This is a genomic window from Lysinibacillus parviboronicapiens, assembly GCF_003049575.1.
GTDB classification, from domain to species: domain Bacteria; phylum Bacillota; class Bacilli; order Bacillales_A; family Planococcaceae; genus Lysinibacillus; species Lysinibacillus parviboronicapiens.
On the sequence record NZ_PYWI01000048.1, the window covers coordinates 1 to 16,049 of the forward strand.

15 protein-coding genes and 2 riboswitches are annotated in these 16,049 nt (G+C 36.9%); of the genes, 1 reads left to right on the top strand and 14 read right to left on the bottom strand.

Features of this window, described 5'->3' with window-relative positions:
* The 12 genes from C9J35_RS21790 to C9J35_RS23820 form a co-directional block, all read right to left on the bottom strand.
* Positions 1-259 (bottom strand): malate:quinone oxidoreductase (locus tag C9J35_RS21790; protein WP_167396036.1); only part of this gene is annotated, 259 nt, incomplete at its 3' end.
* Between the two features lie 782 nt (positions 260-1,041).
* Complete coding sequence (locus C9J35_RS21795) at positions 1,042-1,893, bottom strand: GNAT family N-acetyltransferase (RefSeq protein ID WP_054769960.1); 852 nt, start codon at positions 1,891-1,893, stop codon at positions 1,042-1,044.
* A 29-nt stretch (positions 1,894-1,922) separates the two neighbouring features.
* A complete protein-coding gene (locus tag C9J35_RS21800) occupies positions 1,923-2,474 on the bottom strand; it encodes a histidine phosphatase family protein (RefSeq protein ID WP_054769965.1) in 552 nt (183 codons plus the stop codon).
* Between the two features lie 136 nt (positions 2,475-2,610).
* A complete protein-coding gene (locus C9J35_RS21805) occupies positions 2,611-3,918 on the bottom strand; it encodes a Spo0B domain-containing protein (RefSeq protein ID WP_107926891.1) in 1,308 nt (435 codons plus the stop codon).
* A 799-nt stretch (positions 3,919-4,717) separates the two neighbouring features.
* A complete protein-coding gene (locus C9J35_RS21810; RefSeq protein WP_054769961.1) occupies positions 4,718-4,933 on the bottom strand; it encodes a DUF1540 domain-containing protein in 216 nt (71 codons plus the stop codon).
* 259 nt (positions 4,934-5,192) lie between these two features.
* On the bottom strand, positions 5,193-6,635 hold the full coding sequence (locus C9J35_RS21815; protein ID WP_107926893.1) for a spore germination protein: 1,443 nt from the start codon (positions 6,633-6,635) through the stop codon (positions 5,193-5,195).
* 163 nt (positions 6,636-6,798) lie between these two features.
* Positions 6,799-7,278 carry a 6,7-dimethyl-8-ribityllumazine synthase gene (gene ribH / locus C9J35_RS21820; protein WP_107926901.1) on the bottom strand — a complete coding sequence of 160 codons (480 nt, stop codon included), beginning with the start codon at positions 7,276-7,278 and terminating at the stop codon, positions 6,799-6,801.
* Positions 7,279-7,294: 16 nt separating this feature from the next.
* Positions 7,295-7,924 carry a 3,4-dihydroxy-2-butanone-4-phosphate synthase gene (gene ribB, locus C9J35_RS21825; RefSeq protein WP_107926895.1) on the bottom strand — a complete coding sequence of 210 codons (630 nt, stop codon included), beginning with the start codon at positions 7,922-7,924 and terminating at the stop codon, positions 7,295-7,297.
* Between the two features lie 11 nt (positions 7,925-7,935).
* Positions 7,936-8,574 carry a riboflavin synthase gene (gene ribE / locus C9J35_RS21830; RefSeq protein ID WP_054769962.1) on the bottom strand — a complete coding sequence of 213 codons (639 nt, stop codon included), beginning with the start codon at positions 8,572-8,574 and terminating at the stop codon, positions 7,936-7,938.
* A gap of 188 nt (positions 8,575-8,762) precedes the next feature.
* Positions 8,763-8,888: riboswitch (FMN riboswitch) on the bottom strand.
* A 144-nt stretch (positions 8,889-9,032) separates the two neighbouring features.
* A riboswitch (FMN riboswitch) is annotated at positions 9,033-9,158 on the bottom strand.
* Between the two features lie 238 nt (positions 9,159-9,396).
* Positions 9,397-10,155: an SDR family NAD(P)-dependent oxidoreductase gene (locus C9J35_RS21835; protein ID WP_054769963.1), complete on the bottom strand. Its 759-nt coding sequence runs from the start codon at positions 10,153-10,155 to the stop codon at positions 9,397-9,399.
* Between the two features lie 99 nt (positions 10,156-10,254).
* A complete protein-coding gene (abc-f, locus tag C9J35_RS21840; RefSeq protein WP_107926903.1) occupies positions 10,255-11,910 on the bottom strand; it encodes a ribosomal protection-like ABC-F family protein in 1,656 nt (551 codons plus the stop codon).
* A gap of 264 nt (positions 11,911-12,174) precedes the next feature.
* Positions 12,175-12,321 carry a hypothetical protein gene (locus C9J35_RS23820; RefSeq protein WP_167396037.1) on the bottom strand — a complete coding sequence of 49 codons (147 nt, stop codon included), beginning with the start codon at positions 12,319-12,321 and terminating at the stop codon, positions 12,175-12,177.
* Between the two features lie 523 nt (positions 12,322-12,844).
* Between C9J35_RS23820 and C9J35_RS21845 the strand changes: the two genes are divergently transcribed.
* Positions 12,845-13,462 (top strand): HAD-IA family hydrolase, encoded by a 618-nt coding sequence (locus C9J35_RS21845; RefSeq protein WP_107926897.1) that lies wholly within the window; start codon positions 12,845-12,847, stop codon positions 13,460-13,462.
* 90 nt (positions 13,463-13,552) lie between these two features.
* Here the strand turns inward: C9J35_RS21845 and C9J35_RS21850 are convergent, their stop codons facing one another.
* Both C9J35_RS21850 and C9J35_RS21855 read right to left on the bottom strand, forming a co-directional pair.
* Positions 13,553-14,374 (bottom strand): methyl-accepting chemotaxis protein, encoded by an 822-nt coding sequence (locus C9J35_RS21850; RefSeq protein WP_107926899.1) that lies wholly within the window; start codon positions 14,372-14,374, stop codon positions 13,553-13,555.
* Between the two features lie 811 nt (positions 14,375-15,185).
* The gene (locus C9J35_RS21855; protein ID WP_054769964.1) at positions 15,186-15,707 is read right to left on the bottom strand and encodes a GNAT family N-acetyltransferase; all 522 of its coding nucleotides are present in this window, start codon (positions 15,705-15,707) and stop codon (positions 15,186-15,188) included.
* Positions 15,708-16,049: the final 342 nt, after the last annotated feature.

The following is a 16,049-nucleotide window of genomic DNA, read 5'->3' on the forward strand; positions in this document are numbered from 1 at the left end:
GTTCATTCACGTTGATGGCTTTGCTAATATCAATAGAGCCATCTGGTTTTTCAGAAGTGTAGTTAAGCTCACACAATGCTGCATGCCCTGTTCCCGCATTATTCCATTCGTTCGAGCTTTCTTCTCCGGCGTTTGCAAGTTTCTCAAACACAGTAATATTCCAATCTGGTGCTAATTCTTTGAGCATTGTTCCCAAAGTCGCACTCATGATTCCGGCACCAATTAAGATGACGTCTGATTTAATTTGTTTGCTACTCATTTTTATCTTCCTTATATATTAAGATTTGCAGAAAGGATGTAGACGCTCCTGTTTGGGTGTCACAATAAGACAAGATGCGACTTAGGAACACAACTTTTCTGTATCAATTATAACCTTATTGCAGTATATCACATTTAATTATAGATTAAAATATCTACTATCTATACGATAGTTATAAGCTATTCAGAACTAGGGGGAAAGCGAGCATTCCTTCTACAAGACCTAGCATATTCCTGTATTTCTCAACATTTCATAAGTTACCATCGAGCAAATTTTTGTCGTTTCTTGTAATATGGTGCAGCGCATAAAAAATTATGTATAAAAGACAAACACATTCATCTTTTTCTTCCATTAAAATACAAGCATTTAAGCCATGTTTTTAATATACACCACCCTTCACTATTTAACCTTTTACTTCACTTTTTTCGGCAAGCTTTCAGAGGAGTCCATTGCAGTATTCATAAAATTCTCTGTCCATATTTCAGTTAATTTTTCATTTCTGTTACAAGACGAATCATTTTACTGAATCTCTTTCACCTCCAATTTTCGCTCAACGTAAATTTTACCATATAATCACAAACTTTTATTAGAATATTTTGTATTGTCAAAAAATTTAAAAAGAGGTGAAATTCACCTCTTCCCATTAATCGCTATTGCTTAGTCATGCTCGGCTCGTATTTCTTCCAATCTTCACTTCCAAGTAATGATAGCTGTATGTCCCTCTCACTCAAGCCTTTTAACAGGTTCGCTTTGGTCCTAATAGCTAGAAACTGAAACACTGGTTATTCGTTCATGATCTTCTTCATTTGCACTTGTTCTGTTGTCACTTCCAGCCCGTTTTCTAACAAATAATTTGTTACTGGATTACTAGCTAGAAAATTTACAGTCGCTATTTTTACGGGCTGATTAGTAATGCTATCTAGGAAGTACGGAATATAGTCTACACTACCTTGCCCAAGCACTTCGAGCTGATACAATACTAAACGCTCTAATTGACCGTCTTTAGCCCATTGTGATCGATACAGCATGTAACCCACCGCTTCATTTTCTAGGTTATAAAATACTTTAGCCTGTCCTTGCTTGTTACTGTGCCAACTACATTGCCATGGTACTTCTTGTTGATAAAAAGAAAGGTTTGAAAGCTGCTCTGGGTGCAATGTTTCTATCTGCATCTGTATGGGTTCCGTTACTTTGGTTTTAAACTCGCCACTTAGAAACAGCAAGCGATTCGCTATACGATAGCCATATTTTTCGTAGAGGGCAATTGCCTTACTATTACCAGTTATCGCTTCAAGTGTTGCTATTTCAACGCTTTCTCTTGCATAAACGGCCAATGTTTCTTCCATTAAAGCACGTGAAATGCCTGTTCCTCGATAGTCTGATGAGATACCTGTTCCACCATTCCATGATGTTTTTCTTCCATTTAAATGTCTAACACCATTCAAGACAATGCCAACAGGCTCATTACCATCAAACGCAACAAGGGAAAGCTTCGGAGACAGGCCTTCTCCTACGAGTCGGTTTAAAAACATCTCTTCGTCCATGGTAATCTGCACAAAATAACCTTCAAACCCTTTATTCCAAGCTTTTAAAACGTCCTCCAATGTACATTGTGATACGGTTTTTATTTCCATGTTGTCCCTCGATTCTCCTAAAGTTTCTGTTACTCACTGCTCGCTAGCTGTGCTAAATCTGCTAATGCCAACTGTTGCACGATTTCATAGCCATGTCCTTGCCCTTGAGGCTTGACAATCACGGTTCCTAAGTTTGAAATTTTGCCAAGCCCTATACCCGCGGGAAAGCTATGCGCAATAATTACTTTGTTCGTCCCCTGAGGTGGTTTTAATGCCAACACTGCCCGCAAACCCGTTAAGATTTTATGTTGTTCAGCGTTGGAAATATTTCCACCTAATTTAAAAATGTTATACCAAAAAGCATCAATTTGAACATTGATGTTGGGAAATGCTAACTGTGCCGTTTCGATTGTTCTACAAAAAGGGCTTGCAACAATTGGTGAGCTGATTGGTATTTGCAAATAGCGCAACATTTGTCCGTAATAGATTGCTTCACTTCGACCAAGCTCCGACAAATTTCTTTGCGTATTACAATTTTGAAAATTAAAATATGGCTGATCAGTCCCAACCTTTGCTTCTCCATGCCTTGCATATAAAATGAATCCGCCCTCTTTCAGTAAAGCCAGTAACGACTTTTCCAAATCCAACTCCCCCCCCCAATATTACCATTTAGACTACTACTAATGTATGAACCTTATTGTCTATAATGAATTTTTCTAAAGAAAAATTTATTGAAAAAAGCTTCCTAAACTTGTCTAGGAAGCTTATGTTCGCTATTTACTTTAAAGGGATTTTCACAATGGCTGTCGTCTCTAATTCTTTTGTCGATTCAATTGAAATTTCCCCATGATATTTATTGACAATCTCTTTCACAATAAATAAACCTTGCCCTCTTATTTTTCCTTGCTGCGCTTTTTTAGTTGAATACCCTTGTCTAAATATATGGTCACACTCTATGATAGTCGGTCCTGTATTCTTAACCTTAAAGGCATACTGTGCTTCATCGGCCATACAACAAATTGTTATTTTACGTTGACCTTCCGGTAATTCTAATGTTGCATCAATCGCATTATCAATTAAGTTCGATAGTATTTTGATTAAATCTGTCGTCTTAATTTTAGTAAACGCATCCTGAGAAACCGTAAAATCCATATAAATATTATGATTTTGTGCAGCTAGCTTTTTTGTCTGTAATAAGATAGACAGACCTGGATTATCTATATTTAACTTGAGAGTCTTTATGGCTTGAACTTCTTTTGAAAGAGAAGCTAGATATTGTTGTGCCTGATCGGGTTTCCCTAATTGAAGAAAACCATGTAAAACTTGAATATGATTGGTGAAATCATGTCTCAAAGACGACACCGAAGTGATTAATGTCTTAATTTCTGTTTGGTATGTATCCTCCGTTACCTCTACTTCCTTTGCCACTTCTTTCTGATACCATCTCTGTAAAAAATAGAAGGAAGCGATTACGACTAATATAATGACACCATTAAAGATAAAGTTAAAAATATTATCTTTCAGAATTTTACCTTTGATACCATTCAGTGTATCCGCACTAATATCGATACCAAGGTAGGCAATAATCTTTCCATACTCATCTATTATTGGTGCGCCAACAGAAAGATAAGAACCATAAACCGAATCCTCAATGACACCTGTTACATATGTATGCCCCTCATAAGCTTGTCTGACTTGTTTTTCGGGTACAGTGCAAAGCTCACCTATGTCAAAACCATATGTTTGCTCCGGTGGTAGCCCAACTACCATTGCTGTTGACACTGTTGGGTTATCTATTTCCAAAGTATAAACAAATAAAGCGCCTAGCTTTTCTCTTGCATCATTTAAACTGTTTCTTAATTTCCAATAATGTTTGTTCTTCACAGGGTCTTCTAGAAATTGCTTATATTCTTCTATATCAATCGACGAAGCAATGGAGATTGCCGCTTCAAGACTTTGGTTTGCGATAGACTCTTCCACCGTCTTTTTCAATTTTAAATAAGAAGTAAAGACATTTAAGCTTGTAAATAATAATAATAAGACTAATGATAATACTATAATTAATTTAATTTTACGTTTTTTCATGCAAACTGGTACTTCCTCATCTATTGATTTACCTAACTATTTCTGAATATACATGCCAGAAATATCTTCTCAACAATAATATTATACTATAATAAATTCCAAATTAACTTGCTGTTTTCTAAAGACATACCTTTATATCCTACTTTAAACTAGTGACAAAATCAATTTGTTATCAAATAGACAATAATTCATGCTCAAGACACAGAAATCCATACCAAAAAGAGAATAGTATCAAAACTATCATACCATTCTCTCATACATAAAGTGTAATTATTCTCAATAAATATCAAATATTAACTTTCTTTATAAATAATACCACTATCTTTTCAGGAAAGATCCCTTTACTTTCTATATATTTTTTTCGTGACAATCACTATTCCCACGTTTACTTCTAATTTATGAGGGGAATAAACGACTGTTTTATAATTTTTGAAAAATATCGAAGACTGTCCATGCGTAACCCATCACGTAGCTAGAAGGTCAATAGAGACGCATGAACGTGAACGAGCACGACAAAAATATAAAGGTAGCATATATGGCAATCAAACCATTGTAAAAACGTATGTTTGTATGTAATGTAAAAGCAGGATTTCCCTATAAGAAAAGGAAAAGCACGAGACCTAGCAGGAAGCGTTAGCGACCATTTGGCTCGTGCCTTGCCCACGGAGAAAGCAGCGGATTTTTACAAAAAATGTTGAAAGGAGCTGTTTTGAGCCCCTTTCCACCTGACCAAATCATTGAATTTAAGGTAAATCACAAACCGTGGTAATCATCATCATTGTTGTACAGAGCAAATTCACTATTCTTTTGTTCGGAATGTTTTACAGCACGTGTCAGACGATTGGTTTGCTTCTTCAGATTTGAACTGTAAATCAAAATCCGAAGCAAACTCTGTGTTATGTTTACTGTCTAACTTGTAATCCATATCAATTTCAATTGCTTCCGCTCCGCAAATGTTTCCCTTGGCATGGAAAACACAATTTGAAACAGTACAGTTCACTTCTACATTTGGCATAGCTCTCCACCTCTTTCATGAAATAGGTCATGAAAAGTACAGAAAAGGCCTTTCCTTGCCTCATCCATACTCCTCAATACGTAGGTTGTCCATTTCATTTTTTTTTACAAGTGTAGCAGTAAATTAAAATTGAACAACCTGCACATCACTGAAATTGATAGGCATTTGCACCAATCATATTGAAGTGAAGCACTTGTTCAATGGTTGAAAAAGTAAAAGACCAGGCACTCGAATCCTGGTCTTAAAACGAAACAATGTATTAGTTCTTACTTGGTGCCCGTGTCTTATCTTGTGGATTTAAAAATTCAGGCCGTTTACTATATCCTTTTGGTGTTGCACGTACTAGAGATTTTTTAATATCTTGCCAATTAAACTCTGCTGCAATATTTAAGTATGGTACACCCAATACTCGAATATTTGCCGCATAAAGAATAATGAAGAACAGTGACATAAAGAAACCAAATAAACCCAAAAAGGCAGAGGCTATCACAATAATTAATCGGAAAATACTCATTGCCGTTACAAAGGATTGATTGACAAGTGTAAATGCTGCAATACTTGAAATCGCAATTACTACAACCATGGAAGGGCTAGTGACCCCTGCTTTAATAGCAGCATCGCCAATTATTAATCCCCCCACAACACTCATTGTTCCACTGATGACAGATGGAAGACGTAAGTTAGCTTCACGGAATAATTCAAACATAAATAACATAAGCAGTATCTCTATAACGGTTGGAAATGGCAGTCCTGTTCTCGATTGAACAATAGTAGCTAACAGTAGCACCGGTAATTGCTCTTGATGAAATGTTGACAGGGCAAGCCAAAAACCTGGCATCAGTATACTGATTAAAATCGCTACTATGCGTAGCAATCTTTCCAAAGAGCTCACTACGATTGGATAATCATTATCTTCACCTATTTTAAATAGTAATAACATATTGGCAGGCGTAATGATGGCATATGACACGCCATCAATCAGAATGACAATCCGCCCTCGCGATAAAGCTTGCAATGCGAAGTCAGGGCGACCCGTATAGTCATGTCTCGGAAAAACTTTATCGTTTTTTTCAAGCCTCTCCATCAACAAATCTCCACTAAACACAACATCTATATCCACTTGGTTTAATTGATTTTTTATTATGCCCAGCATATTTTTATTTGCTATATCCTCAAAATATAAAACAGCAACTGTTGTTTTGGAACGCTTGCCAATTTCCATCGTCTCCACGCTCAATGAATTTGTAGGTATTCGTTTCCGTATTAAGGCAATATTAATAAAAACATCTTCAATGAAATCATCTCTCGGCCCTTTAACAATTAATTCAAGTCTTGTTTCTTCAGGTTTTCGATTTGGTTTATCGGCAATATTACTTGAAAACAGAAAGTTTTCTTTTTCAAAGTAAAGTAAAACATGGCCCGTATACACAAGTGTAATGGCATCCTCTTTGGTCTTTACTTTTTGAAGATTAGGAATGTGTAAATCCTTTAGAATGTTGTCTTCTTGCAATTCCGCTGATATATCTTCAAACAGAGATTGGAGTCTTTGAACTATGACGCTATTCAGTAGCTGCTGATCGATCATCGAATCACATGTAATAAAATGTACTTTGTGTTGATTGAAGTTATATTGTTCAAAAAGTACATCCGCAGAACGTTGAAACAGTTCTTTCAATGTTTTTATAGTGATTACCTGTTCCATTGATGTTCGTCATCTCCTACTTAGCCAGAAGTTAGTGCATAAATGAAAAGAGTATACATTTATACACTTACAAATATTTTTCCCATGAAATTTAATACTATGCAATAAAACGAAACATTCATCCATGGGATTTCCGGCGTTTAGGACATATTTGTAATACTATTTACGATTGGGTTCCCCCGATCATTTTTTTCAAATTCGCCATTTCAATAGCGGACATTGCTGCATCATAACCTTTATTACCCGATTTAGTACCAGCACGTTCGATTGCTTGCTCGATATTTTCAGTTGTCACAATTCCAAAAATAACTGGAACATTTGTGGAAAGCGATACGCTCGCAATACCTTTGGCAGATTCGTTACATACATAGTCATAATGTGTTGTAGAGCCACGAATGACTGTTCCTAACCCGATGATGGCATCATATTTCTTAGTGTCTGCTAGTTGTTTAGCAATAAATGGCACTTCAAATGCACCTGGCACCCATGCAACATCTATCAAATCTTCAGGTACGCCATGACGTTTTAGCCCATCCATTGCGCCATCTAATAATTTACTTGTAATAAATTCATTGAATCGCCCTACTACTACTGCGATTTTTAAGTCTGTGCCGATTAATTGTGCTTCAAAAGTTTTTCCCATCATTGTTGCCCCTCTTCTAAACTGTTATTGTATTTACTACACTTATTTGTTTGCGTCGATATGTCGCTAAAGCCTCAATCGAAATCATTTTCAAATGATGTTTTTTTGCATAGTGAACGAGGTCGTTAAAACGCAGCATTTCGCCATTATCCCCCATGATTTCACAGATAATGCCTACTTGAATACTGTTGCACAATCTCGCTAAATCGATAGTAGCCTCGGTATGTCCTCTGCGTTCTAAGACACCATTGTCTTTCGCAATTAGCGGGAAAACATGCCCCGGTCTACGAAAATCAGCGGCTTGCGTTTGAGGTTCAAGCATTTTTTGAATGGTCATTGCCCGTTCATAGGCACTAATGCCGGTTGTTGTATTCTTGTAATCAATGCTAACGGTGAATGCTGTTTGATGATTATCAGTATTGTTGACCACCATTGGTTGCAACGCTAATTTTTGAGCGACTTGCTGTGAAACTGGCGTACAAATGAGCCCTCTACCATATGTCGCCATAAAGTTTATGGTTTCAGGCGTCATAAACTCCGCAAGTGCCAGTAGGTCCCCTTCATTTTCACGATCTTCATCATCCACCACGACAATCATTTTGCCTTGTTTTAAATCCTCTAATGCTTCTTCAATTGAATGTAACAATTGATCGCCTCCTAAAATCCATGTTTCGCTAAATACTCGCGCGTTATTGCGGATGTTGCCTGACCACGCTGTAGCTGATGAATAATGTATTTACCAACCAAATCGGTCTCTATATTGACGGATGCACCAACATTTTTCATACCTAAAATCGTTTCCTTGTACGTATGAGGAATTAGTGAAACGGTGACACTGTTCTGTTCAACATGAAAGAGCGTCAAACTCGTACCGTCGATTGTAATAGAGCCCTTTGGTATACAATAGCTCGACAATTCCTGCGAGAGTGCAATACCAATGTAAACGGCATTTGCCATCGGTCGCTTGCATAAAATTTTTCCCACACCATCAACATGCCCAGACACAAAATGACCACCAAAACGCCCATCTGTCGGCATGGCCCGCTCTAAATTCACCGCATCGCCAACTGTGAGCTGTACTAAGTTTGTAGCTTTCACCGTTTCAGGCATCACGTCCATCGTCAGCTCTTGCTCATTAAATTGCGTCACCGTTAAACAGACACCATTGACCGCAATACTATCACCAAGCCTCACATCTTCTACTATCTTTGGAGAAATAACTGTTATTTTCATACTTTGCTTATTGTTTTGCAAGGTTTTAACGACGCCAACATCCTCTATAATCCCTGTAAACATTTTGTCACCCACCTTCTCTTCTATAATTCGATGATTCGATTGCTATCCGTCACTTCAATAGTTCTATCAGCCAATCCTTCTAAAAAACAAAAAACCCCTTTCAAGTAAGGGGTTTGGGAGATTTAATACGATAAGACGTCAACAAATAAACCTAAGAAATATCACAATTTTCAATAGGTTGCCATCTCATTGTTCTTCTCCCATCCAGACTATAACTGTCGGTTTTGGATTTGCACCAAATCAGCTTGCGCTCACGGACTTTGAATTGCTTCATCACCGCCGATTGGGAATTTCACCCGACCCCGAAGAACATTTCACGCTATTTAATTTTAGCTAACTACTATCGTTCCTGTTAGAAGAAACAAAAAAACTCCCCAACGAAGACGATGGGAAGTGGATTTATAAAAGCGTACGCAAATAGACCTTATAAACTCATACGAATTTAAAAAGCTTACACTTTTACCCTTCTCCCATCCAGACTATAACTGTCGGTTTTGGATTTGCACCAAATCAGCTTACGCTCACGGACTTTGAATTGCTTCATCACCGCCGATTGGGAATTTCACCCTACCCCGAAGAATATTTTTATTTAGCTAGTTCTTACGATAACACTATTTTATTTTAATATCTACAATTCACCAAAAATTTTTTAGCTAACAGTGCTATTACAGGTAAAACGGCTTGGTCATAAGTGAAGACAAAAACAGCCACATCCCTGGTCAAAAGAAAGCGCAAAGCGATCCTTCCCCAAAGACGTGACTGACTAACAATTAGCTAACCGAGGAGTAGCTCAGTTACTTGATTATAAAGTAAAACAGGATTTTACACCGTTAAACTGCCATCTACTGTGACCACGGCCCCAGCCATGAAGCTTGATTTATCAGAAGCTAGGAATAATACAGCTTCTGCCACTTCTTCTGGCTCACCATGACGCCCCATGCGTACACGCGACATTTCTTCTGGCACATACCCTGATTTTTCAAGTGTTTCACCAACGCTTTTGAACAGTGGTGTAACGATTCCTCCAGGACATACGGCATTAATACGAATACCCTTATTGGCGAATTCTATCGCTGCCCCCTTCGTTAAGCCGATGACAGCATGTTTACTAGCAGAATAAACAGCGATACTGTGCTCTGGACGAATTCCAGCAGAAGAAGCCGTATTTATAATTGCTCCTTTTCCTTGCTTTTCCATTACAGGAATGACATATTTCATGCCAAGGAAAATTCCTTTCACATTAATATCCATAATCCGATCATACTCTTCCATTTCAACAGTGGTGAAGGGTGCAAACTTTTGGATAATGCCTGCGTTATTGAAAAATACATCAATACGACCATAAGTATCCACAGTTTGATTTACATAATTTTCAACATCTTCTACCTTTGAAACATCCGCTTTGATAAACAGACCTTCTCCACCATGATTACGAATCAGCGCAAGCGTTTCTTCCCCTGTCACTTCGTTAAAATCAACTACTACGACTTTGTAGCCATGTTCGGCAAATTTAATACTAGTAGCTCTTCCAATTCCACTACCTGCTCCAGTAATTACAACAATTCGATTTTCATTAGACATATCTATATTCCTCTTTTCATATGGTTTTTGTTTTTAAATCTATATTACTATGGCCACTATTTTGAATTTGGAGGCCCTCTCGGCATATTCAGCATATTGTTAATTGTTCAGCAATAGCGACTGTTTGTCATTTTGTGATTTAGCACTCACATAGTCATCATAATTACCATTAAATAAAATGACTCCAGTTGCCTGTAATTCCAACATTTTATTGGCCAATTTATTAAGAAAATAACGATCATGTGATATAAAAAATAGTGTGCCCTCATAATTTAATAGTGCTTGTTCTAATACCTCTTTACTATACAAATCTAAATGATTTGTTGGCTCGTCCATCATGAGCACATTCGCTTTTTGCAACATCAACTTAGCTAACGCCACACGTGCTTTTTCACCACCGCTCAGCGATGCTATTTTTTTAAAGACATCCTCACTAGTAAACAAGAAATTCCCAAGTACCGAACGAATACTGGCTTCTTCGATATGGGGAAACCTACTCCAAACCTCATTTAAGACCGTATTATCTGGATGTAACGTGGCTTGTTCCTGATCATAATAGCCAATCGATACACCATGCCCCCACTCAATAACACCACTGTCTGGTTGATAGTCCTTTAGTAAAGTCTTCAACAGTGTTGACTTTCCAATTCCATTTGGACCTATTAATGCTACCTTGTCACCCCGCTGTAGCTGGAAATTTATATGTTGCATGAGCGACTTTTGCTCATAATTTTCTCTAAAGGAGATGCTGATATCGCGAACCTGTAACACATCTTTATGGGATGTTTTCTCCAACGGGAAGGACAACTGTAGCAGTTTTAGGTTTTTGAGTGGTTGCTCTAATCGCTTCACTCTCTCAAGCTGCTTACGCTTATTTTTTGCACTTTTAGAAGACGTTGCCATTGTAATATTACGTCGGATGTAATCTTCCATTTTTCCAATTTGTTGCTGCTGTAAGTCATATTTTTTTGCGTGAATCGCACGATTTTTCACTTTACTCTCCACATATTTCGAGTAATTACCTGTATATCGCCTCGCTTCTGTTCGCTCAATTTCATAAATCACGTTAACAAGGGTATCTAAAAAGTAGCGATCATGCGAAACGACTAGAATAGCGCCTGGATATGAACGTAAATATCCTTCTAACCAAGTTAAAGTAGTAAAATCCAAATGGTTAGTCGGCTCATCCAGCATCAGTAAATCTGGTTGCTGCAGCAAAATTTTAGCGAGTGCAAGTCTCGTTTTCTGGCCGCCACTTAACTTATGAACCGGGGTATTCATGGATCTATTTTGAAAGCCCATGCCATTTAACATACGCCTGATTTTCCCTTCTATTTCATATCCACCTTGTTCCATGAACCATTGTGATTTTGTTGCATAGCGATTCATTATGTCGTCAAACTTTACGGTGTTACCCTCCAAAGAAGGATCGCTCATAGTCTTTTCCAACTGTCGCAGCTGTTTCTCAACTTCGAGCAACTCAGCAAAGACATTTAACATTTCACACCAAATAGTATTGTCCATTTGTAGTCCACTATGTTGATGCAAATAGCCAATTTTCATTGCTTTCCCAATACTGATTTCCCCTTGATCAGAGGGTGTATCGCCAGCAATAATTTTTAGTAAGGTTGATTTACCCGCTCCATTGACACCAACAAGACCAATTTTTTCCCCTCGTTCTATTTTCATTGAAATATTGGACAAAATCGTTTCGCCCAAGTAACTTTTACAAATTCCTTTTAAGTGCAGTAACATCTTTATCACTCTTTCCTTATAAAAATTCATCCGTTCTTTCTCCAAGCTCTCAAGCTCAAAAAATAAAAGGACATATAAGGTTACACATCTCTTTTTCACTCCTTTAAAACACAAAAAGACGCCGAATATCGGCGCCTTCAAATTGCTTAAACTATATAAAGTATGGGCAGTAAACTTACAATAGCACGCAACAAGGCGCCGTACAGAACCGGCGCCTCATTGTGTAAATATTGATCCACATATGTCTATGCTACAAATGCTAAATCATGAAGGCAAAGTGCTTCGGTAACTGTTTTCGATATGAAATTTGCTTAAAAAAGGGCAGACTTCTCCCTTAGCAAGCAAATTCACTGAATACAGGCATAATTTTACTTCTTTTTCCATCAGACCATTTCTGAATACAGTTTCCATCGCTTTTGCCTCCTTTCGAACGTTAATAGTATTTACTAATCTAACATATGTCTATAAAAAAAACAATCTACCAACTATCGTTTGTCGGTATGGTACTATCGGGCACTAGCGAATATACTACAAAATTGTTCGTTTCCGTAAGTTACTCAAATGGCATCGCACTACTGCCTTGTCCGTATCATACGCAATGTGACTCCATCGGAAATCCCGCTAACTAGATACTAGAAACCGAAGGGGCTAGTTGATACGACCGCATTTTCAGTGCCTGCTTATAATGCTTTTTCCCTCCTCAACATCATCCCATTATTCGACCGTTTAGCTATTGGTCTGTAAAGATGTAAAAATGCGATAGGGATACACCTTTACCGAATTAATCTTTAAGCATATAAATAAGAAAGCTTGCATCATACTAGTAAGCATGTAATTCTAGACGAGAGGATAACCATTTATTTCACGGAATACGTAACATATTTAGCTAAAAAACGTCTCTACAACTAAATCACAAAGGAGAAAATTTAAAAAAATGAAACATATAATATTTGATTTCGATGGCACGCTAGCAGACTCTACTGCTGTGTTCGCTTCTGCATGGAATATCATCGCAAAAAAATATCAATACCGAGAAATTCAATTGGAAGAAATAGAATCATTGAAAAAATTGTCCATCGCGGAGCGCAGCAAGTTATTTAACTTTCCAATGTATAAGCTACCAACGATACTCCCCCAATTTTACCGTTACTATCGGCAGTCACTAAAGGATGTCATACTTATTGATGGTATGAAAAATGTGCTAAAGGAAATTGTCAACAAGGGCTATACAATCGCCATTATCTCCTCTAATTCTAAAGATAATATTTTAGAGTTTTTAAAGATGAACGGTATCGATAATATCTCAAATGTATTGTGTTCGAGTCGCATCTTTGGCAAAGATAAAATTATAAAAAAATACATCAAAGAGGCAAATTTAAAAACATCAGATGTTTTATATATTGGGGATGAGCATCGTGATATAGTCGCTTGTAAAAAAGTTGGCATTCCAATTATTTGGGTTAGTTGGGGATATGATTCCATTGAAGTAGTGCAATCAGAGAAACCTGATTACCAAGTATTTTCTCCAGTTGAAATATTAGATATCGTCTAAAGTTAGTTACTATTTTATTTCACCTAAAACTATCAAAAGGATAATAGTGAATAGTATTCATTCTCTATTATCCTTGTATAAACAATATTATTATTTAACTTCACTAATATGCATGAGCTTTTCAGCAGCTGTATTGATGCCTGTATAGGCGGCATTTAATTCGTGCATGCTTGCAGAAAATTGCTGTGTAAAAACAGTAATCTGATTCGCCGATTCATTGACCTTATCAATAGATTGTTTTATGCTTCCTAGCTGATTTGTAATACTATCGGCACTTTCCGTGCTGCTTTGTGACATTTTTTGAATTTCTGAGGCTACTACTGCAAAGCCCCTTCCGTGCTCACCCGAACGAGCAGCTTCGATCGATGCGTTTAATCCGAGAATTTTTGATTTCATCGCCAAACCTTTTACTAAATCGACGATGGAATTTATTTGTTGGATATCACCAGTCATAGACTCCGAGAACTTAGACAGCTCCGCCAAACGATTGGACACGTCTACACTTGCAGCTGTTAACTCTTCATTTGTTGCAGTCATCTCTTCCACAGAACTTGATAACTCGCTTGCTAATAAACGCATATTATCCATTTTTTCATTCGACATTACTGCACTGACAACACCAATTACTTTTCCGTCATCAAAAATGGGTTGTGCAATAGAAATATATGCTACACCAAATCCTTCTGGTCCTCGCTCTTCTCTTATATATTTCCCCGTAGAAAGTGCCTTTTCTGTCGTCGTTCCACGATACTTCTCTATGCGTTCACCAACAGTAATCTTCAAATCCACTTGTTTCCCTGGTTTGTATGCTAGGATTTTCTCTTTATCTGCCACAATAACACAAGTATCTTCTGGATATGTCGCTTGGTAAAGATCAATAACATCGATTGCTGCCTGTAATTTCGAATGCATGCGTTATCCCTCTTTATCTGATATTTTTATTTAAAGCATTCCAGTTTGCATAGGAGGGTTCATCCCTTTATCGCTAACTGTGCGGTACGCATCAATTATCCGTGAAAGTGGTTGTAAAACGCCGCATTCAATCAAATAATCGTTAAGTTTCACAGCTGTAAAATCGACCTATATTATACTAAAATACCTCAATTTAACTATATCATGGTCAAACAAAAAAGACATCTTCGACAGTTTTATTAAAAGTCAAGAAAATAACTAAGAAACCCGATAATAAATTGTTTTATTATAATGTCAAACATTATATAGGGTAAAAAAGAAAGGATAGATGAACAGGAGATATACCTGCTTACATCTATCCTTTTTGTACAACATATGACCTCATTTACAACAACAACATCAAATTTCCCACTATAATACCACAACAAGTAATCATTTGTTTCTTTCACAATCGCGCCCGATTGTAGAATAAAGAAATACTCAAAATAGGTTTTTTATCTTCAATGCTCTATTTTAAGACTGGCTCGGCTGGGGTAAATGCTTCCCATTGATTATATTTCGTTGTTATTGATGAAATAAACCAATACTCTTTAAATGGTTCTCCACGATTATAATCTTCTCCCCCCCACCAAAGTCTCCATATGATGCCCATAAATCGTAATTAACGGTATACCGCATTTTGGATTCGCTGAGCTTTTCTACTTTAAGATCAACTTGATTCACTGTTAAAATGGGTGCGAGTGTCCTTAATTCTTCAAGGGGAATATAAGCTGGCTCTCCCCTTATTTATTATGCTAAAGCACCTTTAGCATCAGAGTTTAGATAATACTCTATTGAGGTTACTCCATTCGTACGTGAGAAGATTCAATTCCTTACCTGCAATTGTTATCTGTTCAGATTGAAGTAAATTGGCACCATAATACTCATAAAAATAACGGGTTCTATTGTCTTCTAATACCTCCACAAAAACTTTATTGAAGCCAAGTTCTTTAAATTGAAGGAAAATTTGTTTCAATAGTTGTTTTCCAACTCCCTTTCCATGATATTCTTCAAGTAGATAAATAGATGTTAAGTCCCCAGAATTAGGGACATTATTACTTTCTCTTTTTCCGCAATCAGCAAATCCTACAATTTTTCCCTCATTATTTTCTACTACAAAGACATAATTTCCCTCTTTTGTAATATTGCGATTCCATAAATCAGTTCGTTGTTCATATGATAATTTCTTTAAAAATTCTTCTGGTATGATGTTTTTATAAGTAGATCTCCAACTATCAACGTGTACTTTTGCAATACCCTTTGCATCAGTCAACATAGCTTTTCTTGTGTTCATTAAATCCACCTCTTATAAAAGTACTTAAAATACATATTCCATTTAAATACAAATAACCCTTTTTCTTATCAAGCTAAATGACCCTATAGCTTTAGAACATTTCTTTACAATCTCTTCATTTAAGTTACTAAACAATCTGGCCCTATTACTGAAAAAGGCATAATTCTACTCAAGAATTTGGCCCTTTAATGAAAACGAGCGCTGATTCTTGTTACAGAATGTACTGCACCCCAAAAGTTAGAGTAAAAAACTAACTTTTGGGGTGATTTTTTATGACTAAATATAATGAAGAATTTAAATTGATGGTGGTTCAAGAATATTTAAGTGGCTCTCTAGGATATC

Excerpts from the sequence above, each read along its gene's own strand:
- C9J35_RS21855 (WP_054769964.1), bottom strand. The coding sequence starts at position 15,707 with ATGAACACAAGAAAAGCTATGTTGACTGATGCAAAGGGTATTGCAAAA.
- C9J35_RS21795 (WP_054769960.1), bottom strand. The coding sequence starts at position 1,893 with ATGGAAATAAAAACCGTATCACAATGTACATTGGAGGACGTTTTAAAA.
- C9J35_RS21815 (WP_107926893.1), bottom strand. The coding sequence starts at position 6,635 with ATGGAACAGGTAATCACTATAAAAACATTGAAAGAACTGTTTCAACGT.
- C9J35_RS23820 (WP_167396037.1), bottom strand. The coding sequence starts at position 12,321 with ATGGAAACTGTATTCAGAAATGGTCTGATGGAAAAAGAAGTAAAATTA.
- C9J35_RS21850 (WP_107926899.1), bottom strand. The coding sequence starts at position 14,374 with ATGCATTCGAAATTACAGGCAGCAATCGATGTTATTGATCTTTACCAA.
- C9J35_RS21805 (WP_107926891.1), bottom strand. The coding sequence starts at position 3,918 with ATGAAAAAACGTAAAATTAAATTAATTATAGTATTATCATTAGTCTTA.
- C9J35_RS21835 (WP_054769963.1), bottom strand. The coding sequence starts at position 10,155 with ATGTCTAATGAAAATCGAATTGTTGTAATTACTGGAGCAGGTAGTGGA.
- abc-f (WP_107926903.1), bottom strand. The coding sequence starts at position 11,910 with ATGTTACTGCACTTAAAAGGAATTTGTAAAAGTTACTTGGGCGAAACG.
- C9J35_RS21810 (WP_054769961.1), bottom strand. The coding sequence starts at position 4,933 with ATGCCAAATGTAGAAGTGAACTGTACTGTTTCAAATTGTGTTTTCCAT.
- C9J35_RS21845 (WP_107926897.1), top strand. The coding sequence starts at position 12,845 with ATGAAACATATAATATTTGATTTCGATGGCACGCTAGCAGACTCTACT.
- ribE (WP_054769962.1), bottom strand. The coding sequence starts at position 8,574 with ATGTTTACAGGGATTATAGAGGATGTTGGCGTCGTTAAAACCTTGCAA.
- ribH (WP_107926901.1), bottom strand. The coding sequence starts at position 7,278 with ATGGGAAAAACTTTTGAAGCACAATTAATCGGCACAGACTTAAAAATC.